This window comes from Streptomyces sp. AM 2-1-1, assembly GCF_029167645.1.
Classification (GTDB): Bacteria; Actinomycetota; Actinomycetes; order Streptomycetales; family Streptomycetaceae; genus Streptomyces.
In genome coordinates this window covers 4992792-5016872 of the sequence record NZ_CP119147.1, presented here as the reverse complement: position 1 = coordinate 5016872, position 24081 = coordinate 4992792, and the positions used below count along the sequence as shown (strand labels likewise).

Annotated in this window: 18 protein-coding genes; 11 read left to right on the top strand and 7 right to left on the bottom strand. The window is 73.0% G+C overall.

Going from position 1 to position 24081, the window contains the following annotated elements; genetic code table 11:
* Positions 1-61: 61 nt before the first annotated feature.
* A complete protein-coding gene (cutA, locus tag PZB77_RS21880; protein ID WP_275494314.1) occupies positions 62-406 on the bottom strand; it encodes a divalent-cation tolerance protein CutA in 345 nt (114 codons plus the stop codon).
* Positions 407-2079: 1673 nt separating this feature from the next.
* Between cutA and PZB77_RS21875 the strand changes: the two genes are divergently transcribed.
* The 3 genes from PZB77_RS21875 to PZB77_RS21865 all read left to right on the top strand — a co-directional run bounded on the left by PZB77_RS21875 (position 2080) and on the right by PZB77_RS21865 (position 4776).
* Positions 2080-2874, top strand: coding sequence for an aminotransferase class IV (locus PZB77_RS21875; RefSeq protein WP_275494313.1), 795 nt, complete (start codon positions 2080-2082; stop codon positions 2872-2874).
* A gap of 569 nt (positions 2875-3443) precedes the next feature.
* Positions 3444-4004 (top strand): hypothetical protein, encoded by a 561-nt coding sequence (locus PZB77_RS21870; RefSeq protein WP_275494312.1) that lies wholly within the window; start codon positions 3444-3446, stop codon positions 4002-4004.
* Between the two features lie 130 nt (positions 4005-4134).
* Positions 4135-4776 (top strand): class F sortase, encoded by a 642-nt coding sequence (locus PZB77_RS21865; protein ID WP_275494311.1) that lies wholly within the window; start codon positions 4135-4137, stop codon positions 4774-4776.
* 9 nt (positions 4777-4785) lie between these two features.
* On the opposite strand, the gene PZB77_RS21860 is transcribed toward PZB77_RS21865, so the two are convergent.
* Entirely contained in the window at positions 4786-5577 is a 792-nt protein-coding gene (locus PZB77_RS21860; protein WP_275494310.1) for a TSUP family transporter, read from the bottom strand.
* 257 nt (positions 5578-5834) lie between these two features.
* Here PZB77_RS21860 and PZB77_RS21855 point away from each other — a divergent pair, with 257 nt between their 5' ends.
* The 5 genes from PZB77_RS21855 (at position 5835) to PZB77_RS21835 (ending at position 12360) form a co-directional block, all read left to right on the top strand.
* A complete protein-coding gene (locus tag PZB77_RS21855; protein ID WP_275494309.1) occupies positions 5835-7061 on the top strand; it encodes an FAD-dependent oxidoreductase in 1227 nt (408 codons plus the stop codon).
* Position 7062: 1 nt separating this feature from the next.
* Entirely contained in the window at positions 7063-9648 is a 2586-nt protein-coding gene (gene nirB / locus PZB77_RS21850) for a nitrite reductase large subunit NirB (RefSeq protein ID WP_275494308.1), read from the top strand.
* On the top strand, positions 9648-10016 hold the full coding sequence (gene nirD, locus PZB77_RS21845; protein ID WP_275494307.1) for a nitrite reductase small subunit NirD: 369 nt from the start codon (positions 9648-9650) through the stop codon (positions 10014-10016). Before nirB ends, nirD begins: the two co-directional genes overlap by 1 nt.
* Positions 10017-10169: 153 nt before the next feature.
* Complete coding sequence (locus PZB77_RS21840) at positions 10170-11336, top strand: alkaline phosphatase PhoX (RefSeq protein WP_275494306.1); 1167 nt, start codon at positions 10170-10172, stop codon at positions 11334-11336.
* 100 nt (positions 11337-11436) lie between these two features.
* A complete protein-coding gene (locus tag PZB77_RS21835; RefSeq protein WP_275494305.1) occupies positions 11437-12360 on the top strand; it encodes an oxidoreductase in 924 nt (307 codons plus the stop codon).
* Positions 12361-12399: 39 nt separating this feature from the next.
* On the opposite strand, the gene PZB77_RS21830 is transcribed toward PZB77_RS21835, so the two are convergent.
* A complete protein-coding gene (locus tag PZB77_RS21830) occupies positions 12400-12810 on the bottom strand; it encodes a VOC family protein (protein WP_275494304.1) in 411 nt (136 codons plus the stop codon).
* Between the two features lie 201 nt (positions 12811-13011).
* Between PZB77_RS21830 and PZB77_RS21825 the strand changes: the two genes are divergently transcribed.
* Complete coding sequence (locus PZB77_RS21825) at positions 13012-13620, top strand: TetR/AcrR family transcriptional regulator (RefSeq protein ID WP_275494303.1); 609 nt, start codon at positions 13012-13014, stop codon at positions 13618-13620.
* Between the two features lie 119 nt (positions 13621-13739).
* A complete protein-coding gene (locus tag PZB77_RS21820) occupies positions 13740-15314 on the top strand; it encodes an MDR family MFS transporter (protein ID WP_275494302.1) in 1575 nt (524 codons plus the stop codon).
* Between the two features lie 175 nt (positions 15315-15489).
* On the opposite strand, the gene PZB77_RS21815 is transcribed toward PZB77_RS21820, so the two are convergent.
* Genes PZB77_RS21815 through PZB77_RS21805 form a run of 3 tightly spaced genes read right to left on the bottom strand, consistent with a single transcriptional unit; the run spans position 15490 to position 20086 of the window.
* Positions 15490-16941, bottom strand: coding sequence for an extracellular solute-binding protein (locus PZB77_RS21815; RefSeq protein WP_275494301.1), 1452 nt, complete (start codon positions 16939-16941; stop codon positions 15490-15492).
* On the bottom strand, positions 16938-19565 hold the full coding sequence (locus tag PZB77_RS21810; RefSeq protein ID WP_275494300.1) for a substrate-binding domain-containing protein: 2628 nt from the start codon (positions 19563-19565) through the stop codon (positions 16938-16940). Before PZB77_RS21810 ends, PZB77_RS21815 begins: the two co-directional genes overlap by 4 nt.
* A gap of 5 nt (positions 19566-19570) precedes the next feature.
* Positions 19571-20086 (bottom strand): hypothetical protein, encoded by a 516-nt coding sequence (locus PZB77_RS21805; RefSeq protein WP_275494299.1) that lies wholly within the window; start codon positions 20084-20086, stop codon positions 19571-19573.
* Between the two features lie 552 nt (positions 20087-20638).
* Here PZB77_RS21805 and PZB77_RS21800 point away from each other — a divergent pair.
* A complete protein-coding gene (locus tag PZB77_RS21800; protein WP_275494298.1) occupies positions 20639-20914 on the top strand; it encodes a beta/gamma crystallin domain-containing protein in 276 nt (91 codons plus the stop codon).
* A gap of 279 nt (positions 20915-21193) precedes the next feature.
* On the opposite strand, the gene PZB77_RS21795 is transcribed toward PZB77_RS21800, so the two are convergent.
* The gene (locus PZB77_RS21795) at positions 21194-24043 is read right to left on the bottom strand and encodes a DUF5682 family protein (protein WP_275494297.1); all 2850 of its coding nucleotides are present in this window, start codon (positions 24041-24043) and stop codon (positions 21194-21196) included.
* Positions 24044-24081: the final 38 nt, after the last annotated feature.

The window sequence follows — 24081 nt, the reverse complement described above, 5'->3', positions numbered from 1 at the left end:
ACGGGGCAGGGCCCGGCGCCCTCCCCGGTGGCCGTCACAGCGCCGCGGCCGAGGACGTCCGTCACAGCGCTGCGGCCGAGGACGTCTGGTCGGTCACCCACGCGAGGTAGCGGGCGCTGCCCCGGACGATCGGGGTGGCGACGATCTCGGGGGTGTCGTAGTCGTGGGCGGCGTGCAGGTGGTCCTCCAGCTCGTCGTAGCGCTCGGCCCTCGTCTTGAAGAGCACCTGCCACTCCTCGGCGGTCTCCACGGCGTTCTGCCAGTGGTAGACGGAGGTGACGGGTGCGGAGACCTGCGCGCAGGCGGCGAGCCGCGCCTCCACCGCACCCCGGGCCAGGGCCATGGCCTTCTCCTCGCTGTCGGTGGTGGTCTGCACGGTCAGCCAGGCGGCGGGCGGCGTCGTCATGATCGCTCCTCGGGGCACGGCGTCCGGGGCGCGGCTGCCCCGGCGGGTCCGGTACCGATTCTCGGCCTCCACCGCCCCGGCTGCCGCCCGTACGCGGATACGGGTCGGCCCTCCGCCGGGTGACGGTGGCGCGCGGCGACCGGCCGGACGGACGGGTCCCCGGCGGCCGGACCGGAAGCCCGGCCGGTCCGCCGGGGATACCGACCGGCGGAAGAGCGGCGCGGGGTGGCCGGAACATGTCCCTCCCGATACGGCGATCCCGGCATTCAGGCCGCATATTCGTTTCAGCACCGCTGCACCGTCAGGCATTTCTCGCCATGATCACGACGCAGGCCCGGAATTTTTTCATTCAACGGAAAGAGAATGCGGCCAGAAAACCTTTCCATTGTCTAAATACTACTTTTACGCCACTCTTGGGCGTGGTTATCGAAATGTGGAACAAGGGAATATTAGCGGTGAGCACGGAAAGCGAAGAGCCGCCCCCGGTCGTATGCGGACCGCTCGGAGAGAGGGCGGGCATTCCTCGTTCTCCGTCCTGCCCAGCCGTCCCGCCCGCCCCGGGCGGGACGGTGCCCACCGGACGCACCTCGCCGGTGCGAAGAGCGCCAGGAGACGGCATGGCCGTGACGCCCAGGTCCACACCCACCCCCATAGACCCCCCGAACTTCCCGCAGCAGGACGACGGCACGGGCCTCCCCGGTCCCGACGGTCCCGGGCCCGCCTGCGAGCCCTTTCCACCCGGTGGCGAGCAGGGACCCGCAGGGCCGCAGGGACCGACGGGCCCCCAGGGCCCCTCGGGGCGAGCGGGGTGCCCCGGTCCGGCCGGACCGGCAGGACCCGCCGGTGCGACCGGGCCCGCCGGTCCGGCCGGACCTCCGGGACCTCCCGGACCGGAAGGTCCGGCCGGCGCGCAAGGGCCTCGCGGCATCGAGGGGCCGGCGGGTCCCGAGGGTGCCGGTGGACCTCCCGGTGCCGAAGGCCCCGTGGGGGCCAAGGGCTCCGAAGGCCAGCCGGGACGGGACGGCAGGGACGGAAAACCCGGAGCGCACGGGCTGCCCGGAACCGACGGCCGGGAGGGTCCGGCCGGCCCTCGGGGGCCGCAGGGCTCGCGGGGCGATCCGGGTCCCGAAGGGCTCGTGGGCCCGCGGGGTCCTCGTGGCCCCAAGGGTGATCCCGGCGACCCGCCCAGCCCGGAATATCTGCGGCAGCTGATCCGGGAGACTCTCGCCGAGGCCGGTTTCTGCACCGCCGTCTGACACCCGTTCACCAAGCCGCTTTCCCGTACGGCCGACCGCCCCGAATTCCGCGCATTCGGCGGCGGGCGGCGAACGTAGCGAATGCGGCGCACGCCGAAAGGCGTCCGCACACCGGTGGTGCGCGGGCGTCCCCGCCGTGCGGCGGCCGCCCCCGACGGCGCCGCACCCCCGCGCCGGTCCGCCACGGAGAACGAACTCCGCGACGGACCGGCGCGTGGCGTCGGACACACGGCGCCGGACGCGCGGCGCGGGGCGGAACGGTCCGAAGGGGAGCCGACACCCACGGACGGGCCGCCTACGGGCCGCCGACAGGCCGCCGTTGCCCGCCCGTCGGGCCTCCGGGCGCCGGTCGCCCCCTCCCCCGTCCGGCCCCGGGCCGCGCCCGGGCGGCGGGACGGCACGATTACCGTGGGAATCATGATCCCTTTCTCCCCCGCCCCGTACGTCGAGTTCGACGGCCGCCCGGCCACCCCGGACGACCTGCGGATTCCGGCCTTCGCCGGCTACGGCCACTTCACGGCCTTCCAGGTGGAGGACGGCCGCGTACGGGGGAGGGACCTCCACCTGAACCGGCTGCGCGCCGCGAACCAGGAGCTCTTCGGCCTCGACCTGGAGGCCGGGCAGGTGCGGGAGCTGGTACGGGGGGCCCTGGCAGGGGCGGGCGTGCGGGACGCCTCGGTGCGCGTACACGGTTACCTGCCGCCGGGGGCCGCGACGACCGTGCTGATGGTGACCGTGGCGCCTCCCGTCGCACCGGCCAGGGAGGCCCTGAGCCTGCGCTCCGTGCCGTACGCGCGCGAGCTGCCGCACCTCAAGCGGCCCGGCGACTTCGGCCAGGCGTACTACGGCAGGCTGGCGGTGCGCAGCGGGTACGACCAGGCGCTGCTGACCGCGCCCGGCGGCGTGGTCACCGAGGGATCGACCACCAACGTCGGCTTCTGGGACGGGTCCTCCGTCGTCTGGCCGGACGCCCCGGCACTGGTCGGGATCACCATGGCGCTGCTGGAGGAGGGCCTCGCCCTCTCGGGGTCCCCGTCGGCCCGACGGCCGGTGACCCTGGACCGCCTCGGTGCCTTCCGGGCCGCGTTCGTCACCAACTCGCAGCGCATCACACCCGTCCGCCGCGTCGACGACCGGACCTTCCCGGTGGACGCGGAGCTGATGGAGCTGCTGGAGACCGTGTACGGGGCGGCACCGGCGGACGTGATCTGAGCCGGGCGGCGCCGGGCGGGCCGTCTTCGGGAGGTGGGCCCCGCCGGGCGCCGGGCCCGGACGCCCGGGTACTCCTCGTCCCGCCGGCCGCGACCGCTTCTCCGGCGGACACGGCAACGCCCTCGCCGGGCCCGGGGGGGGGTGGGGCCGGCAAGGGCGGTTGCCAAGGGGCGGCGGGGGGGTGCCGCCCCAAGGGGGGACACCATCCGTGTGCCCGCCCCTCTCGGGCCCATGCATGTGACCTGCGTCACAGTCCGTTCCGAGGCGTCACCCGTTCGGCACGGAGGTGCGCCGTATGCGCCGAAAGAGACGTCGACACCGCCTTGACCTGCGCTGATCTCCCTGAACAAGGGTGCCGCGCCGGTCCGTACGGGTGGTTTCTGAGGGCGCGTCAGCAGGCATGCGGGGCGGGGCGCCCGTTATCTCGGAGGCAGGGCCCGCCCGCTGGTGCCGGGCCCGCCCGGATCCGCCCGGGCCCGTCCGCTCCCGCCCGGTCACCCCGGGCCCGAACCGCTCGAGCCCGGACCGTTCGGATCCGCCCCGCTCGCGCCCGTACCCGGAGGACCCCCATGCTCCGTCCGCTCCGCTCCCTGTCCGGTACCGCTGTCGCGCTCGCCGCGACCACGACGTTCGGCGTCGCCCTCCTCGCCCCGTCCGCACACGCGGGCGACCTCGACCGGGGCCGGCTGGAGCTCACTCCGTCCACCGCCGTTCCGGGCGCCAAGGTCACCGCGAGCACCACCGCCTGCGGCAGGAACGGCGCGGGCGTCGGGGACGCGAACGCGCTGGACGCGGGGGACTTCGACCTCTACCCCGGCGCGCAGAAGGGGACCGTGGTCGGGCACTTCACCGTCCCGCGCGAGACCCGTCCCGGCAGCTACGACATCGCCGTCGCCTGCGACAACGGCAAGGACGCCGCGGGGAAGCTGCTGGTGACCGGTGGTTCCGGCGGCCACGACCAGGGGCAGAGCCAGGACCAGGACCGGCAGCCGTGGGGCCACGTCGAGACCGGCGTGGGCGGCAGCGTGGGTCCGGACGGTACGCAGATCGCGGCCGGCTTCGGTGTCCTCGGCGCGGCCGGCGCGGGTGCGCTGTGGATGGCGCGCCGCCGGGCGGCCGGCTCCCGTTGACCCGCCGGGACGGTGGGCGCGCGGCCGTACCCGGCGGCGCGCCCACCGCCCTCCCGCGCGACCTTCCCCGTCTCCGCACACCATGACGCGAGCCCGCCCCGGCTCCCGTGAGACTCCCGAGGACGGCACCGTGTCCCAGAAGGCACACCGTGGCAAGGCCTGGCTGATCGGCGTCGCCGTCCTGGGCGGCGTCTGGCTGATCCAGAACGGCGCCGGTACCCAGGTGGTGCCGCCGCAGCCGTCCACGGCCGAGGCGTTCGCCGCCGGCCCGCAGTTGTTGCCGGGTTCTCCGGTCGCCGAGCCGCTGCCCCCGTCCGCCCCGGTCCGCGTCCGCATCCCCGAGATCGACGTGGACGCGCCGATGACGCGGCTCGGCCTGCGCACCGACGGCAGCCTGGACGTGCCGCCGGAGGAGAACCGCAACGTGGCCGGCTGGTACGGCGACGGCGTCCCGCCCGGCGCCCGGGGCACCGCGATCGTGGCCGGGCACGTGGACAACGCCAAGGGCCCGGCGGTCTTCTACGGACTGGGAGCGCTCGGCCGCGGGGACGAGGTGGAGGTCGTGCGGCGGGACGCGCGCACCGCCGTCTTCTCGATCGACGCGATCGAGGTGTACGAGAACGACGACTTCCCCAGCACGCGCGTCTACGGGAAGGCGCCCTACGCCGCGCTGCGGCTGATCACCTGCGGCGGCGGCTTCTCGAAGGACACCGGCTACCGGGGGAACGTGGTGGTCTACGCCCACCTCACGGACGTGCGGGAAGCCGGCTGAGCCCGGTTCTCACCCCGTGAACTGGTCGAAGCCCAGCTTGGCGACGAGCGAGAAGACCACGACCAGCAGTACGCCCCGGACGAACCCGCTCCCCCGGCTGAGCGCCATCCGGGCCCCGGCCAGTCCGCCCGCCAGGTTGAAGACCGCCATCAGCGCGGCGAGCTGCCAGAGCACGGTGCCCTGCACGGCGAACATCGCCAGCGCCCCGGCGTTGGTGCAGACGTTCACGATCTTGGCGGTGGCGGAGGCGGTCACCAGGTCGAGGTGGAGCACCGCCGTCAGCGCCAGCACCAGGAAGGTGCCGGTGCCCGGTCCGAAGAGCCCGTCGTAGAGGCCGATGCCCCCGCCGACCAGGACGATCGCGGTGACCGTACGGGCCCGGGTCACCCGCCGGTCCGTCCCGTCGTCGACCGGCGCCGTACCGAAGGACGGCCGCAGCAGGACGAAGGCGGCGACGGCGAGCAGCGCCACCATGATCACCGGGCGGAGGACCTCGCTGCTGATGCCGGCCGCGAAGAACGCCCCGGTCATCGACCCGGCGAGCGCCATCAGTCCGATCCGCACCGCCGTGCCGACCCGCACCGGGGCCCGGCGCGCGTAGGCCACCGCCGCCCCGCTCGTGCCGACGATCGCGACCGCCTTGTTGGTACCGAGCACCTGGGCCGCCGGGACGTGCGGCAGCCCGAGCAGCAGGGCCGGCAGGAGGAGCAGGCCGCCGCCGCCCACCACCGCGTCGATCCATCCCGCCGCGCACGCGGCGAGGCAGAGCAGGACGACGGTGGTCAGTGCGATGTCAGGCATGTCCAGGACACTAGGCGACGCCCCGGAGCACCCGGAACCCGCCCCGACCTGCACGGTTCCGCGCCCGCGGGCCGGTCCCGGGAGAGCCGGTCGTCCGTCCCGGTGGGCCGTGAACCGCCCGCCGGGACGTCTCTCCGTCCCGGTGCGGGAGATGTACGTCCCCTCACACGGGCCCCCGGCCCGTGCTGAGCGCAAGGTTCCTCCCGGGAAACAGCCGGGATGCGGTCGGGTAACACCCACCGCCCAGTCTCAGGGGCATGACGACACGCAGGGAGCCGGAGCGAACGGCACGGGTGGTGGTGATCGGCGCCGGGATGGCGGGCGCGCGGCTCGCCGCCCGGGTGCCGGACGTCACCGTCATCGGCGAGGAGACCCACGCCCCGTACAACAGGGTGCTGCTCGCCGAGGTGCTGGCCGGCCGGTACGCCCCCGAGGTGATCTCGCTGCCGTCCGCCGAGGCGCGGCGCGGGGTGCGGGTCGTCCGCATCGACCCGGCGGACCGGCTGGTGCACGGCGACGACGGAAGCGTCACCCGCTACGAACGGCTGGTCCTGGCCACCGGCTCCAACCCGGTGCTGCCGCCGCTGCGCGGGCTCGGCGCCACCCTGCCGGAGGGTGTCCACCCCTTCCGTACGCTCGACGACTGCCTGGCGCTGCGGGACGCGGTGCGTCCCGGGGTACGGGCGGTCGTGATCGGCGGCGGGCTGCTGGGCGTCTCGGCGGCCCGGGCGCTCGCCGAGCGGGGCGCCCAGGTGGTGCTGGCCCAGCAGGGCGAGCACCTGATGGAGCGGCAGCTCGACCCCGAGGCGGCCACACTCCTGCGCCACCACCTGGAGGCTCTCGGCGTCGAGGTGCACACCGAGTGCCGGGTGCGCGGGCTGCGGGTCACGGACGGCCGGGTGCGGGCCGTCGAGATGGCCGACCACTACGCGCTGGAGGCCGACCTCACGGTGCTGGCCTGCGGGGTGCGGCCGCGTACCGGACTGGCGAAGGCGGCCGGTCTGGAGGTGGCGCGGGGGATCGTCGTCGACGACGAGCTGCGCACCTCGGACCCGTACATCCACGCGGTCGGCGACTGCGCCGAGCACCGCTCGGTCGTCTACGGACTGGCCGGGGCGGCGCTGGAGCAGGCCGACGTGCTCGCCGAGGTGCTGGCGGGGCGGCCCGCCCGCTACCGCGGCACCCGGGCGCTGACCCGGCTCACCCTGCGCTCCCCCGGCTCCACCGGAGCCGCGGACCCGGGGCTGGACCTGGCCGCGTTCGGCGAGGCCCGGCCGCTGCCCGGTGACGACGTGGTCCGCCTCGCCGACGCCACCCGGGGCGCGTACCGGACGGTCGTCGTGCGCGGCGACCGGCTCGCGGGCGGGGTGCTGCTCGGCGATCTCGCCGCGGTCGGCACGCTCGCCCGCACCTGGCAGGAAGACGAACCGCTCCCCGCCGACATGTCCTTGCTCCACCTGCTCACCGACGACGGAGGCTTCTGAGATGCCGGTGTCCCCCATCCCCACCACACCTTCCGCGGCCCCGCACACGATCGTCGTCGTCGGCCACGGCATGGTCGGCCAGCGATTCCTTGAGTCCCTCGCCGACCGGGGCCTGACCCCGGCGGCCGGCGGCCCGCGGGTCGTGGTGCTCTGCGAGGAGCCCCGCCCCGCCTACGACCGGGTCCACCTGACCTCGTACTTCTCCGGCACCTCGCCGGACGAGCTCTCCATGGTCGAGGCCGGCTTCATGGAGACCCACGGCATCGAACTGCTCGTCGGCGACCCCGCCGAGAGCGTCGACCGCGAGGGCCGCACGGTCACCTCGCGGTCCGGGCTCACCTTCGGCTACGACACGCTGGTGCTGGCCACCGGTTCCTTCCCGTTCGTCCCGCCGGTGCCCGGCAAGGACGCGGAGGGCTGCTTCGTCTACCGCACCATCGAGGACCTGCTCGCCATCGAGGAGTACGCGAAGAACGCGACCACCGGCGCGGTGGTCGGCGGCGGGCTGCTCGGGCTGGAGGCGGCCGGCGCCCTCAAGGGGCTCGGGCTCGCCACCCACGTGGTGGAGTTCGCGCCCCGGCTGATGCCGGTCCAGGTGGACGAGGGCGGTGGCGCCGCGCTGCTGCGCACCATCGAGAACATGGGGCTGAGCGTCCACACGGGCGTCGGCACCCAGGAGGTCACCACCGGTGCGGACGGCACCGTGAACGGGATGGCGCTCTCGGACGGTTCCCACCTCGCCACCGACCTGGTGGTCTTCTCGGCCGGGATCCGGCCCCGCGACCAGCTGGCCCGCGACTGCGGTCTGGAGGTCGGCCCCCGCGGCGGCATCGTCGTCGACGAGGAGTGCCGCACCTCGGACCCGGCGGTGTTCGCGATCGGCGAGTGCGCGCTCGCCTCGGACGGCCGGGTGTACGGGCTGGTGGCACCGGGGTACGAGATGGCGGTGACCGCCGCCGGGGTGATCGCGGGCCAGGAGGCCTCGTTCACCGGCGCGGACCTGTCGACGAAGCTGAAGCTCCTCGGGGTGGACGTGGCCTCCTTCGGGGACGCGCACGGCACCTCCGAGGGCTGCCTCGACGTGGTGTACGCGGACTCCCGCTCCGGGGTCTACAAGAAGCTGGTCATCGGCGCGGACGGCACCCTGCTCGGCGGGGTGCTCGTCGGGGACGCCGAGCAGTACGGCACGCTGCGGCCGATGACGGGCACGGTCCTGCCGGTGCCGCCGGAGCAGCTGGTGCTGCCGGCCGGCGCGGGCGGCCCGGTCACCCTGGGTCCGTCCTCGCTGCCGGACGAGGCCGTCATCTGCTCCTGCCACAACGTCACCAAGGGCGCGATCTGCGAGCACACCACCCTGCCCGAGGTGAAGAAGTGCACCAAGGCCGGTACCGGCTGCGGAAGTTGCGTCAAGGTCATCGGACAGCTGCTGCCGCAGAGCCAGGACAAGGGCCTGTGCGGCTGCTTCGCCCACACCCGCAGCGAGCTGTACGAGATCGTCCGTACCCTGGGCGTCACCACCTTCGCCGAGCTGCTCGACTCGCACGGCCGGGAGACGGCGCGCGGCGGTGACGGCTGCGAGGTCTGCAAGCCGACGGTCGGATCGATCATCGCCTCGCTCGCCCCCACGGTGGGCGCGAGCGGTTACGTCCTCGACGGCGAGCAGGCGGCCCTCCAGGACACCAACGACCACTTCCTCGCCAACCTCCAGAAGAACGGCTCCTACTCGATCGTGCCGCGCATCCCGGGCGGCGAGATCACCCCGGAGAAGCTGATCGTCATCGGCGAGGTGGCCCGCGACTTCGGCCTCTACACGAAGATCACCGGCGGACAGCGGATCGACCTCTTCGGCGCCCGCGTCGACCAGCTCCCGCTCATCTGGACCAGGTTGGTGGACGCCGGTTTCGAGTCCGGGCACGCCTACGGCAAGTCCCTGCGGACGATCAAGTCCTGCGTGGGGCAGACCTGGTGCCGGTACGGCGTGCAGGACTCGGTGAAGATGGCGATCGATCTGGAGATGCGCTACCGGGGCCTGCGCTCCCCGCACAAGTTCAAGTCGGCGGTCTCCGGGTGTGCCCGCGAGTGCGCGGAGGCCCGGGGCAAGGACTTCGGGATCATCGCCACCGCCGGCGGCTGGAACCTCTACGTCGGCGGCAACGGCGGCGCCACCCCGCGTCACGCGGACCTGCTCGCGCAGGACCTGTCGGACGCGGAACTCGTGCGGCTCATCGACCGGTTCCTGATGTTCTACATCCGTACGGCGGACCGGCTGGAGCGCACCTCGACCTGGCTGGACCGGATCGAGGGCGGCCTCGACCACGTGCGGGACGTGGTGGTCCACGACTCCCTCGGGCTCTGTGACGAGCTGGAGCGCATGATGGCCGACCACGTCGCGGGCTACCGCGACGAGTGGGCCGAGACCCTCAACGACCCGGAGCGGCTCCGCCGGTTCGTGACCTTCGTGAACGCCCCCGACGCGCCGGACCCCTCGGTGCGGTTCGTGCCGGAGCGCGACCAGGTCAAGCCCGACCTGGACATCCTCGCGGGCCCCGTGCTCGCGATCCGTACGCTGGAAGGGACCGCATCCTGATGACGGCAACGACGACGGCCCGCGCGCCCCTCGCGCACGGTACGACCACGGTGCAGCTGGCCCTCGGGGACGAGTGGTTCACCCTGTGCGAGCGTTCCCTGCTGACCCCGGGCCGGGGGGTGGCGGCGCTCCTCCCCGACGGCCGGCAGGTGGCGGTCTTCCTGGACCGGGCGGGACGCGTGTACGCGATCGACAACCGGGATCCCTTCACCGGGGCGTACGTCCTCTCCCGCGGCCTGATCGGATCGGCGGACGGCCGGCCCTTCGTGGCCTCCCCCCTGCTGAAGCAGCGGTTCGACCTGGCGACGGGGTCCTGTCTGGACGACGACGAGGTGGCGGTGGAGGCGTTCACGCTCCGGGAGCGGTAGGCCCTTCCCGGCACGCAGCGCGATCCCCGTACGGCGGTCGCGCTGCGTTCATGTCGGGTTGACGCTGCGTCAACCGGCTCCTCCTACTGTGCTGACGCGCGACCCGCCGGGCCGACCGGACCGGCGGGATGGCACGTCACCAGTGGAGTGATCGTGGAACGACGGAACTTCCTGCGCACAGCGGTGGTCGGAAGCTCGGCCGCCGCCTTCGGCGGCACCCTGTGGCGGGGCGCCGCCTCCGCCGCCCCCGCCCAGCCGGCCACCGGTCCCTACGGGGGCCTCCAAGCGGCCAACGGCGACGGCATCCTGCTGCCGGCCGGATTCACCAGCCGGGTCGTCGCCCGGTCGGGGAAGACCGTGAGCGGCTCCTCGTACGCCTGGCACAGCGCGCCCGACGGCGGCGCCACCTTCGCCGACGGCAGCGGCTGGATCTACGTGTCGAACTCCGAGGTCGCCTCGGGCAGCGGTGGGGGCGCGAGTGCCGTCCGCTTCGACTCCTCGGGTTCGGTGACGGGCGCGTACCGCATCCTGTCCGGCACCAACAACAACTGTGCGGGCGGGCGGACTCCGTGGAACACCTGGCTCTCCTGCGAGGAGGTCACCCGGGGCGCCGTGTACGAGACCGACCCGTGGGGCGTGAACGCGGCGGTGCAGCGCCCGGCGATGGGCCGCTTCAAGCACGAGGCCGCGGCGGCCGATCCCGACCACGGTTACGTCTACCTCACCGAGGACGAGACGGACGGCCGCTTCTACCGCTTCCGCCCCACCACCTGGGGCAACCTCGCGAGCGGCACCCTCCAGGTGCTGGTCGCGGGCAGTGCCACCTCCGGCCCGGTGACCTGGACGACGGTCCCCGACCCCGACGGCACCCCCACCCAGACCCGCTACCAGGTCGCCGGCGCCAAGGTCTTCAACGGCGGCGAGGGCTGCTTCTACGCGGCGGGCACCTGCTGGTTCACCACCAAGGGCGACAACCGGGTGTGGGCCTACGACGCGGCGGCCTCGTCGCTCTCGCTGGTCTACGACGACTCCCTCGTCACCTCCGGCACCGCCCCACTGACCGGCGTGGACAACGTCACCCGGTCCGCCTCCGGCGACCTGTACGTGGCGGAGGACGGCGGCAACCTGGAGATCTGCCTCATCACCCCGCAGAACACCGTCTCGCCGTTCCTGCGGGTCAGCGGCCAGTCCTCCTCCGAGATCACCGGCCCCGCCTTCTCCCCGGACGGAACCCGGCTGTACTTCTCCTCGCAGCGCGGCACCAGCGGGAGTTCGTCCGGCGGCATCACCTACGAGGTGAAGGGCCCGTTCCGCGGCTGACCCGGTCACCCGCCGGGCCCGCGGCCCGGCGTACGGTCCGGCCTGCCGCCCCGCGGAAGCCGGACCGTACCGCGGTGGCCACCGGCCGTACGCTGTGCCCATGATCCAGGGCTGGAACACGCGCGACATCCCCGACCAGAGCGGCCGCACGGCCGTGGTCACCGGGGCCAACAGCGGCCTCGGCCTCGTCACGGCCCGGGAGTTGGCCCGCCGCGGGGCCAGGGTGCTGCTCGCCTGCCGGGACGACGAGCGCGGGGAGGGCGCGGCGGACCGCATCCGCCGGGCGGTCCCCGGCGCGGACGTGGCGTTCGTCCCGCTGGACCTGGCGGACCTCTCCTCCGTACGGGAGTTCGCGGCCTCGCACGCCCCCGACCGGATCGACCTGCTGGTCAACAACGCGGGGGTGATGGCGCTGCCGTACGGGCGGACGGCCGACGGCTTCGAGACGCAGTTCGGCGTCAACCACCTCGGGCACTACGCCCTCACCGGGCTGCTGCTGCCCGCCCTGCGCGCGGCCGGGAAGGCGCGGGTGGTGACGGTGTCGAGCATGCTGCACGCACTCGCCGACATCGACATGGGCGACCTCAACAGCGAGCGCAGGTACCGTCGCTGGATCGCCTACGGCGCGTCGAAGACCGCCAACCTGCTCTTCGTCCACGAGCTCGCCCGGCTGCTGGCGCGGACCGGTTCGCCGGTCGTGGCCGCCGCCGCGCACCCCGGGTACGCCTCCACCAACCTGACGACGGCGGGTCCCCGGCTGGAGCGACGCCGGTCCACCGAGCGGGTGATGGCGCTCAGCAACCGCCTGGTCGCCCAGACCGCCACGGCGGGGGCGCTGCCCGTGCTCCACGCGGCGACGGCGCCCGGCGTCCGGCCCGACTCGTTCACGGGCCCGGGACGGCTCGGGGTGCGCGGCGCGCCGGCCCGCTCCTGGCGGGCGCGCCGCACCCTGGACGACGTGACGGGCGAGCGCCTCTGGTCGGCGTCCCAGCAGCTCACCAAGGTGGTGTACCCGGGCCTCTGAGGGGGTGTGCGGACGCGCCCGCCGGCCGCCCGGAGGCGGTCAGGAGCGTTCGGCGACGGCGGCCGGGTCCATCCACATGACCTCCCAGACGTGGTGGTCCGGGTCCTGGAAGGAGCGGCCGTACATGGTGCCGTAGTCCTGGGTGGCGCCGGCCGGGAAGCCTCCGGCGGCGAGCGCCGTGTCGACGGTCTCGTCCACCTCGGCGCGGCTCTCCGCGCTCAGACAGAGCATGACCTCGGTCGTCTTCTCCGCGTCCGCGATCTCCTTGGTGGCGAAGTCCCCGAACCGCGGTTCGGTGAGCAGCATGACGTAGATCGTGTCGCTGATGACCACGCAGGCGGCGTGCTCGTCGGTGAATCCGGGGTTGCAGTGGTAGCCGAGCTTCTCGAAGAAGGCCTTGCTGACGTCCAGGTCCTTCACCGGGAGGTTCACGAAGATCATCTTGTCCATGGTGGTCCCACTCCTCCGTGTCGCCGCCGCCGGGAGTCGGTGGCGGTCCGCGCATGGGCGCTGCGGCCATCCTGGGCCGCTCCCGCGCGCTTTCGAAGGGGTAGACGGCTGGCGCGCCGGGAACTCATCGCCCGGAGCAGGAGATCGCCCCGAAAAGAATGAACTTTGCAGGATGTGCATTTTTGCATAGCATGCATCTTCGTGACCTCCCCCCCTTCCCCGGCGCCCGGCCTGCGCGAGCGCAAGAAGCGCGCCACCCGTGAAGCGCTGGCGGACACCGCCCTGCGCATGGCGGCCGAACACGGGCTCGACCAGGTGACGGTGGAGGCGGTCACCGAGTCGGTCGGCGTCTCGGTGCGGACCTTCTTCAACTACTTCGCCCACCTCGACGACGCCATTCTCGTCCCGGACCCGGACAGCGCCGGGCGGACCCGCGCGGCGGTCCTCTCCGCCCCGGCGGAACTCGGCCCGCTCGCCGTCCTGCGCCGGGTCCTCGGGGAGGAGATGGCCCACATCGAGGACGCGCCGGAACGGTGGGAGCTCCAGTGCACCGTGCTGGGCCGCACCCCCTCGCTCTTCCCCCGCTTCCTCGCCGCGCGCGGCGCCGACGAGGAGGCGCTGATCTCGGCGGTGGCGCAACGGCTCGGCCAGGACCCCACGTCGGGTCTGCGCTCCCGGTTGCTGGTGCACGCCGCCGTCGCCGCCGTACGGGCGGCCGTGGAGATCTGGACCGCCACCGGCCGCACCCGCGCGTTCCTGACCCTCTACGACGAGGCCTTCGACGAGCTCTCCGCCGGCCTCGGCGACTGAGGCGCCCGTCGAGCATCTGCCCGACCCACCGGCCCGCACCCCGGGCCGCCGCTCCACCAGCCCGCCCCGGGCCGCCGCTCCACCTTCCGCACCAGCAGAGACAAGAGGTACAACCAGCGATGTCCGCTGCCGTGACGCCCGAACCCCGGGAGTCCTCCTCCATGAACCACCGCCAGATAATCCAGGCCATGTCCGGGCTCATGGCCGGAATGTTCGTGGCCATCCTCGCCTCGACGGTCGTCGCCAACGCGCTTCCGCGCATCATCACCGACCTGCACGGCAGCCAGTCCTCCTACACCTGGGTGGTCACCTCGGAGCTGCTGGCGATGACGGCCACCGTGCCGGTCTGGGGCAAGCTCTCCGACCTCTACGACAAGAAGCTGCTGCTCCAGCTCTCCCTGTCGATGTTCGTCGTCGGTTCGCTCGTGGCGGGCTTCTCCCACAGCGTCACCGTGCTCATCATCAGCCGGGTGCTCCAGGGCATCGGCGCCGGCGGTCTCACCGCGCTCGCCCAGGTCGTGATGGCCTCGATCATCCCGCCGCGTGAACTCGGCAAGTTCTCCGGCATCTTCGGCGCCGTCTTCGCAGTCGGCACCGTCGCGGGCCCGCTGATTGGCGGCGTGCTCGTCGACACCTCGTGGCTCGGCTGGCGCTGGTGCTTCTTCATCGGCGTACCGTTCGCCCTGCTCGCGATCTTCCTGCTGCAGAAGACACTCAAGCTGCCCGTCGTCCGCCGCGAGGCGAAGATCGACTACCTCGGTGCCTTCCTCATCATGGCCGGGGTCAGCGCCCTCCTGCTCTGGGTCACGCTCGGCGGCTCGGAGTTCGACTGGGTGTCCGGTCCGTCGGCCGCGCTCGTCCTCGGCGGCGCCGCCCTGGTCGCGCTCGCCGTCCTGGTCGAGTCGAAGGTCCAGGAACCGATGATCCCGCTGAGCATCTTCCGCAACCGGACCGTCTCGCTGACCACCGTGGCGAGCTTCCTCGTCGGTGTGGCCATGTTCGGCGGCACGGTCTTCCTGTCGCAGTACTTCCAGATCTCGCTGGGCAAGTCCCCCACCATGGCGGGTCTGATGAGCCTTCCGATGATCCTCGGCCTGATGGTCTCGACGACCGTCGCCGGTCAGCTCATCAGCAGGCGCGGCAAGTGGAAGTCGTTCCTGGTCGCCGGCGGCGTCATCATGACCGCCGGTATGTGCCTGCTCTCCACGATCGGCGCCGGCACGTCGTTCTGGGTCATCGCGCCCTACATGGCCGTGCTCGGCATCGGCGTCGGCATGCTGATGCAGAACCTGGTCCTCGCGGCCCAGAACGACGTGGCCGCCGCCGACCTGGGCTCGGCCACCTCGACGCTCTCCTTCTTCCGCAGCCTGGGCGGCGCCGTGGGCACGAGCGCGCTCGGTGCGGTACTCAGCCACCGGGTCGCCTCCGAGCTGGAGAAGGGCTTCGGCAGCTCCGGGGCCGGCGGGGGCGACGGGGCCATCCCCGACCTGACGACCCTGCCGGAACAGGCTCGCGAGATCGTGCAGAACGCGTACGGCGTCGCCACCGGCTCCGTCTTCCTCGTCGGCGCGCCCTTCGCGCTCTTCGCGCTCGTCGCGGTGCTCTTCATCAAGGAGAAGCCCCTCAAGACCAAGAGCGGTCTGGAGCGGCTCGCCGAGGAGGGCGAGCAGCCGCCGGTCGTGCCGGTGCACTGACCCGTACGACCTCCTCCGCGGCGGGTCCCTGGTGTCCCCCGTGACCCCGCGACGCGTCAGGGCCGGTTCCGGACTTCCCGGAGCCGGCCCTGGTCCGTGGCTCCTCCGGGTCAGGCGCCGGGACGGCGGGCGACGGACGGGACGTGCGCCCGGGCCCGGAGAGAGCCGGGCCCGTCTACCTGTCCGGTTCCTCCCCCTGCTTGCCGGGCTCCTCCTGCCTGCCCGCGAATGCCTTCCGGAGTGCCGCGTCGAGCTCTTCGGCCTCATCGGTGTCGGGCCGCCGATCCGCCTTCAGCAGCGCGTACACGTGGGACTGGAGGACCTGGGTGAACGCGCCGTAGTACGGGGTGCGCGGGCGCTGCACCGCCACCGTCAGAGCCGAGCGGAGAGTCTCCGTGTACACGGTGCGCTCCTGCGCCGACTGCCTCTTCGGTGCGCCCTCCCCCGTGGCGTCGTCGGCAGGCCGGATCGCGGCATCGACACGGGGCCAGCAGGGCTTCGAGACGCCGTCGTACACGGAAGTCCGGGTGGCGGCGAAGCCCGCGTCGAACAGACAGCGTTCACTCTCCGGCGAAGTCAGGAAGGCGATGAGCGCGCGGGCGTCGTCCGCGCGGGGCGAGTCGGCGGCCACGGCGAGGTTCTGCCCGCCGAGCACCGCCTTGCCCGGCAGCCTGCGCACTCTGTACTCACCCGGCTCCATCAGGCTCGCCAAGGCCCCGTACGCGTACGGCCAGTGGCGCAGGAAGACGGCGCGGTCCTCGGTGAAGTCGGCGAGGGACGCCGTCTCGTCGGAGTCGAGTGCGGCCGGTTGCACCCTGCGGTCGCCGACGCGGTCGATGAGGGTGTCGAGACCGCGTTTCAACTCCTCGGCGTTGGAGAGGTAGTGCCCCTCGCTGTCGGTCAGGTAGACCTCGGCGTCGGCGAACGCCTCGATCGTGTTGACCGTCAGCCCTTCGTACTCCTTCAGCTGGGTGGTCCAGCCGGCCCGGTCACCCGGCTTCACCGGGTTCAGGTCCATGGTGTCGATCGACGAGAGGAGCTGCGCCCACGTCCAGTCATCTGTCGGCCGGTTCTGGGGTTCGATGCCCTTCAGGGAGCCGGGCCGGTAGTAGAGGAGCCCCACGTCGGTGTTGAACGGCCGGGCGTAGGAGCGTCCCTTCCAGACGGTGGTGGCATGGACCTGCTCGATGAAGCCGGCGTCGTCGGGGGATCCGGTCTTCGCGACCGGCATGGGGCTGATGAGTCCGGCTTCGGCGAATTCGGGGATCCAGGTGATGTCCAGGTTCACCACGTCGTAGTGGGCGCTGCCGGACTGGAGTGCGCCGAGGAGCTGGCTGCGCTGCTGGTCCGCGCCCCCGGGCAGCTCGACGAGCTTGGCCTGCTGGGACTCGGACCCGGCGTGCCGGCGGTTCCATTCCTCCACGAGCTGCTGCCGTACGCTTCCGGAACCGGTGACGTCGAGTCCGCTGGCGATGACGAGAGGCCCGTGCGCCGCCTCCTTCGGTCCGGGCTGCTGCCGGTCCTCGGGCCCACCCGTGCATGCGGCGGAGACGAGTGCGAGAAGACAGCCGAGGGCAGCGGCCGTCCTGGTCCCGTGGCGGACGGCGGCCCTCTCCGCACGGCTCATTCCGCGTCCCCCGTACCGGTCTTGGCGACCTCCGCCGACAGTCCGGCCGCGATGTCGTCAGCGGGGTCCAGGCAGCGTCCGGCACTCGCCCGGGCGAGCCGGTCGCCGAGCGAGCCGGGTGCGCAGGCGCCGTTCCGCAGCGAGACCGTCACGATCCTCACGCGGACCTCCCCGCCCGCCGTCGAGACCAGATCCTCCTGGTCCTTCTCCGTCACCGCGTCGAAGTCCTCGCCGTCGGTCATCACCACGAGGAGACGCGGCTCCTGCGTGTCGGCGGCGTCCTGGCGCAGGGTCTTGAGTGCCCTGGTCAAGCCGTCCGCGATGCGGGCGTTGACATCGGCGGTCTTCGCCCCGGCGACGGCCCCCTGAGCGCGGGCTCCGCCGCCGGGCTCGAACTTCACGAGCTGGGTGGGCGGCGCCCCATCGTCCACAGCGGCCATCCAGACCCCGAGCGAATCCCTGGCGCCCAGCGCACTCATCGAGCGGACCACCAGTTCCTTGAGGCCTCCGGTGCCGTCCCAGACCCGCTTGTCCGCCGTCGAACTCGAATTGTCGAGGAGATAGAGCACCTTGCCGGGCCCGAGCGCGTCACGGTAGTCGTGCAGAGCGCCGTTCAACGACGCGGCGGCGGCGGACTCACCGGTCTCGGGGACATGTGCCAGGAGGGACCTCCCGTTGTCCCCATACCGCAGGGTCGATCCCTCGACGGGTGTGGCCGGGGCACCGTCCTGCGCCACGCCCCGGAAACCGTCCCTGGTGAAGTACCCCTGGCCACGCGGGTCCGTAGTCAGCCACGCGTGGAAGGCCCGGACCGCCGCTTCGCGCTCATGGGCATCCCGGTCGGCTCCCGCCCAGGTGACCCGCACGAAGGGAAGATCCAGCATCGGCACGTCGGAGGGGTAGTAAGCCACCCGGCGCCTCAGTGCCTCCGTCGCGCAGCCGGGGCGGCCCGGCTCGTTCGCCGACAGGTTGAACCGGGCCACGGTCTGCTCCGGCACGAAAACCGCGGCGTAGTCCTCCAGGGTGCCCCGTGTCTCTTTGGCCAGCGCGCACATCAGATCCTGAGCGCTGGAGGGCATGGGCCGCAGCACCTCCGCCATCTTCTGTTCGACCATGCCCGCGCCCCCGGAGTGCGGGGCCCGGTAGAGCGCTTCGGTCGCCAGCAGGGCGCCCTCGGTGGCTTCGGGGTCGGGGCGCAGGATCTCGACGTCATCGATCCCCTTGAGTCCGGAGACGAGGGTGTCCAGCGGCTGTCCGGTCTGGAGGGAGAGTGGCAGCGGGACGGTGTCCGGCACCCCCAGAACCATCGGTGTGTACGCGACGGAGCCGAGACGGTCGAGCTCCACGACGTTCCTTGCCTTGGCTGCCGCCGACACGCCGGAGGTGGACGCGGGGGAGGTGGACGCGCCGCCGGCCCCGTCGGCCGCCGCCCGCTGCCACGCGCTGCCGGCGGCCGGTATCCAGATGTCCGGTTGCGCGCCGATGTCCCGCTGCGGCCGCAGGCAGTCGCCCGTGGCCGGGCAGGTGGCGGGTGGCTCCTGCCAGAGCGAGGAGGACCGGAACGCCTCGACGGCGTCGGTGGACTTGGCGTCGTACACGTCGATGCCGACGGTCCGGCATCCGTCGCCGCCCCGCTCGGAGTAGGCGTCGGCCGCACTCTGTACGGTCTCCCGCAGATCGGGGTCGGTGAGCACCCGCAATTGCAGCGGCAGCGCGCAGGGTTCATCACCGATCGAATGCAGCACGTACACCGTTCCGAGCCCGACGAGGGCGACAAGTCCCGCCGCCACGAGTGCGGTCGTACGCTTCAGGGCTCTCGGACGCATCCTCCACCAGCGGGGCTTCCGGATGGGCCGGGGCGTGTCCGCCGCGAGGGCGAGCACCACGTCGTCGCCGTGCCGCAGCTCGTCCGGGACCCACGGGTGACCGTCGACGGCCCTGAGCGGAGCCATCGCCTCGCGTATGCCGGTGACGACGCTGGTGAAGGTCACCGGCCCGCCCTTCCCCGTGGTCAGCAGCCGGTGGAAGGCTGCCGTGAACTCCGTACCGGTACGGGGATCACCGGGCGGGATCTCCACCCCTGGCTCCGCCGCGGTGAGCAGGGCGAAGTTCTGCCCGGAGACGGGGTTGAAGTCCGCGAGCGCGTTGCCGGCGAAACAGCAGTCGAGGATGACGACGACCCAGTCGGCGCGGGCCTTCCGCAGTTCCGGCATGATGTCGTCGCGCCAGGACAGTGTGTCCGCGAAAGGGTGGCGGCGGTCCCGGGTCACCTGCGCCTCGGTGAACATGAGGTTGAGGTCGCTGCCGTCGGTGCGCACGATGCCGTGCCCGGCGAAGTAGACCACCAGCAGCCCGGTGACGTCCCTGCGGGCATCGGCCAGCGCCTCGCGCACCCGGATCTGGTCGACGGTGGCCGCCGAGCCGCCGACTGCGGGGATCACGACGAGATCCTCCGGGCGAAGCATCCCGGTGCCCTCGGCGGTCAGGGCCTCGCGCATGAGGCGGAGGTTGGTCGCGACGGCCGGAAGGTCGTTCCGGCTGCCCTGGTAGTGCTCCACCCCGATGAGCACGGCTCTGTGCCGTCTGCCCCTGTTCTCCTCGCCGCGCGCGTCGTACAGCGGCACGACTGCTAGACCTCCCCGGCCTCGTCGCCGCGCGTCCGGTCGCGACCGTCGGACGCGGGGGGCCCGTCGTCCGGGCCGGAAGTCCGCCCGGTGTCCGTGCCGACGGAGCCGGGGAAGGTGTCGGTGTCACGGCTCAGACCGGAACCCGGCCCCTGAGGCGGGCCGTCCAGGGTGACCCGGGGCGCCTCCTCGGGGGCGGCGAACCGGCGCCGGTTGCGCAGCCAGGTGCCCACGGACCTCCACGCGTTCTCGAACACGGGGCGGACCGCCTCGGCGGTGACGAGGAGGATGATGTCCTGGACCAGCTCCCCGCTCATCGCCTCGGTCTGTGTGAGCGAGTCCTTGCGCTGCAGGGTGAGTTCGCCGCGTTCCAGCGCGTCCTCGAGGACCGGCGCGGTCTTCAGCCAGGTACGCAGGGCCTCCAGGTCGTCGCGCCTGGTGTGCGTCCCGCTGAGGCTGATCCGTAACTCGACCTTGTCCTTCCCTTCCTCCGGCGCGCCCTTTCCTGCCTCGTCCGTCATGCCTGCCCCCATGAACCCCATAGGTCCCGCCACTCTCGCCCCGCAAGGGGGGTGGTCACCGAACACACAACTATGTCACGGGCGTTGGTCCGGAACACCCCTTTGTTCAGGACATCCGGGGGCCGCCGGGGGCGGTCGGTGATCAGGGGAAGGGGAGGCTCGGTCGCGCGCTCCCGGCGGCGGGACCCGCGACCGCCTCGCGGCGCTCTCGGCGACGGACTGCGCGCCGGGGGTGTGCGAGGGCGACCGCTCCACCGCCCACAGCGGTGCGGCACGCGCGGGCACGGGGGCCGTGTAACGGACGGGAAACAAACCGCCCGTGCCGTTCCTGGCCGGCTCAGCGCTGCAGCAGTATCGGAAGGGCCGAACGCCGCGCCCGACGGGGCGGCCGCTCCACCGTCCGGAAGCACCCCCGGCCCACCCGGCATGGCCCCCACCCTCAAGGAGACGAACATCGTGCCCGCCCTCAGGAAGACCACCCGGAGCCTGTTCGCCGTAGCGTTACTGGCTGCGGGCTTCAGCGTCGCCACTCCGACCGCTCCCGCCCATGCCATGAACCAGACATCGTGCTCCACCAGCGACTTGCTGCACATATGGGGCCACTACAGTCGTCCGCAGATCTACGGCCCTTCCGGACCCTTCGAATTCTGCGCCGCCAACGCGGGGACCATGGGACTCGGATCCGGCGCCTGGGTGGACAAGATCTCCACGGGGAACAACGACATCCAGATGAACGACGCCAACGGGGCCACGGTCAGGATCAGCCGCTGGAACATCGTGACCTACCCCAACCAGCCACCGAACATCGCGTCCATTCAGATCTTCTGAGGTGCCGGGGTGTTCCGCGGCCGCGCGCACGGGACCGTCGCCCGGCGCCGGACCGGCGCGGGGCGCACCCGTGCGGGGACGCCGGCGCCCGTCAGCGGGACACCGGGCGGGACGCGGTGACACGAGGAGACACCGCGCGGCCGGAGGGCCGGTGTCCGGCCGCGTGTGAGCGCCTCCCGCCCGGCCCTGTCGCCCGGGCGGGATCTCGCGGTCCCGCCTCCCGGGCGCCGGCCGGCCACGCCCCTCCCGCCCCTCTCCCCCGCCCTTCCGGTCCGCCCGTCAGCCGCGCCGGGTCAGGAGCGCCTCCAGTGCCTCGGCCGGCTCCGGATGCCGGGCGAGGAGCGCGGCGCCCGCCGGGGCGGGGCCGGCCGTCTCCCACCCGCCGTCGCAGCCCAGCAGCGCGGCCACCGCGTCGCAGGCCGCCGGATGCGCGGCGAGCAGTGCGGCGCCCCTACGCGCTCCGGTACCGGTCCGGCGCACCGTCGTCACCGGGGCGGGCTGCTCGCGCCACGGCGGTACGAAGGTGTCCAGCGCGTCGAGCCGGCCGGGGAAGATCCGCCCGGCCTCCCGGATCAGCAGCGGGGCAAGTTCGGCACCCTCGGCCCGCAGGGTGGTGATGAGCGTCGGGAGCCAGGGCAGCAGCACCCGGTCGGGCAGGCGGGCGAAGGCGTTCGACACGGCTTCGACGACGAAGTCGGCGAGGTGCGGCACCGGCTCCAGGGCGTGCAGGAAGCCGCTGAGGTAGCGCGGATAGGCGGGCACCACCAGGGGGTTGCCGAGCAGCCCGTCGCAGCGCTCGCGCAGCTCTTCGCGGGAAAGCTGCCCGAGGTGCGTCCGGGCCGCCCACAGCAGCGCGACCCGGGACGGCTCCTCGGGGTGCGACTGGGCGAGGGCCAGCTCCAGCTGGGTGCGGTCGCAGCCGAGCGAGAGCGCCAGCCCTTCCATGGAGAAGAGGAAGCCCAGCGTGGCGGCGACCTGGCGGCTGCTCGCGTCCTCGTCATGGAAGGCGGTGGGCAGCAGCGTGCAGTAGTGGGCGTATCCGGCCTTGACGAAGGACTCGATCCAGGGCGGCAGCACCGGCTCGCTGGTGCGGTAGTACGCCAGCAGCCGGCGTATCCGGCGCAGCACCTGGGGGGCTCCGTCGATCCCGCGCTCGGTCGTCAGCACCTCCAGGGCGCGGGTGCCGAGTTCGGCGGCGAGCCGTCCGCCGCGCAGGTGGAGCGTGGCGTCCTCGACCGCCCCGAGCACGGTCGCGGCCGTCGCCCGCGGATCGTACGCGGCCCGGCGCAACCGCTGTTCCAGGACCTGTTCGATGCTGACGCCCTCGTACCCCAGCTCGATGAGGGCGCGTTGGTGGGTGCCGAGGGCGAGGTCCCAGGACTCCTGGCGGGAGCGCTCGCCGAGGCGCCGCTCCCCCATGATCGGCCGGGCGGTGCCCTCGGGCATCAGCCGCCGCAGCATCCACAGGACGTCCGAGCTGCGCTCCAGCTCCGGGTGGGACGCCATGTCGAGCAGCGCCCGGCGCACTCCGCGCTGCTGGAGGTCGAGGCCCAGCGGGGCGAGCCGGTCGTGGACGTCCCGGGCGAGCGGTGGCAGCGCGTCGTAGCCGACCCGGCCGTTCCGGTCGCCGCCCATCATGATCTCGACGAGTCGGCGCACGTCCCGTCGGCCGGGCACGGCGTCCTTCTCGATGCAGGTGACGGCCGCGTCCTGGAAGTCGTACGGGGTGGGGCGGGCGCGGTCGCGCATCCCGGCCAGCAGGATCGAGGTCTCGAAGACCGCGATGGCGTCCGCGGTGGAGGCGAGGTAGCCGTTGCGCCGGGCGGCGCGGACGATCTCCACGGACCAGCCCAGGAGTTCGGTCTCGTCCAGGTCGTCCAGCACGGGCGGGCGCCGCAGGAAGCCGGAGAGCCGGTCGGGGGCGGCGGCCCCGGTGGCGGACGGCTCGGCGGGTGCCGGCGCCCGCACCGCCGTCCGCGCGCTCTTCCCGGCCTGTGCCTGCCCCGCCAGCCGGAAGGGCTTCACCCGGGTGCGCCGGAGGTTCTTCGCCCACTGGGTCGCGGCGATCGACACCGAGCCGGCGGCGAGGCCGAACTGCGCCTCGATGGCCGTGTGGCTCGACGGGATCAGCCCGTAGCTCCAGGCGGTGCCGCTCGGCGGGCTGATCTCGAAGCCGTCGGCGCCCGCCACCCCGAACTCGGCCACCCGGCTGGCGGCGTGGAACGCGCCGCAGACGTAGAGGCAGTCGGCGGGGTCGGTGCCGGTCGCGGCCAGGTGCTCGCGCATCCGGGTCCACATGTACCGCTCGCGGTCCTCGTCGACGCGGGTGCGCCGGACGTCGTCGGGCGCCAGCCGCCGGAACAGGCTGCCGATCAGCAGCATGACCTGCCGGTAGGTGTCGTGGTCGCTGTCGCCGAGGGGCAGTTCGACGTACTGGTGCCACCACTCCGACCAGTGACGCACCCGGCCGTGGCGCAGCAGGTGCTCCTCCAGCTCGGCGAAGCGCGGGCGCAGGTCGCCGATCTCCACGCCGACCGCGTCGCCGTGGAGCGCGGCCTCCTCGTCGGCCGCCGCGGGAGAGGGGGTGCCGGGGTCCTCGCCCCGGTCGTTCCCGTCCCGAGCGTCCTCCCCCCGGGTCTGCCACTGGAAGACGTGGTCCGAGGACCGGTCGACGAGGACCAGCTCGACTCCGGGGGTCTCCAGGGCGTAGGCGATGGCCTGGTACTCGGCCGACGCCTCGGTGATCGGCGCGACGACCGAGAGCGGGGCCCACGCGGCGGGGAACCCCTCGGCGTCGCTCGCGAACGCCTGCAGCGCCACGGGGAGGCGGCAGTTGCGCAGTTCGGTGAGGAGCGGTGCCATGTCCTCGCACAGCTCCAGGTAGACGACCTTCGGCTGCTTCTCCCGCAGCCGTCGCGCCATCGCCGTCGCCGAGGCCGGCGAGTGGTGGCAGACCGGGAAGATCTCCAGCGGCTCGCGCACCGCGCGGTCCACGTCGTCCACGAGGCCGAGGAGGAGGCCCTCCAGCGCGTCCGGCCCGTCCGCGAAGGCCGCCGCCGCGTCCTTCAGCTGCCCCCGCAGTGCGTCGAAACCGGTCTTCCCGCCTTGTCCGGCCGCCGTCCGAGGCACGCTGTTCCTCTCCCTCACTCCGTTCACGCCGGTCACCC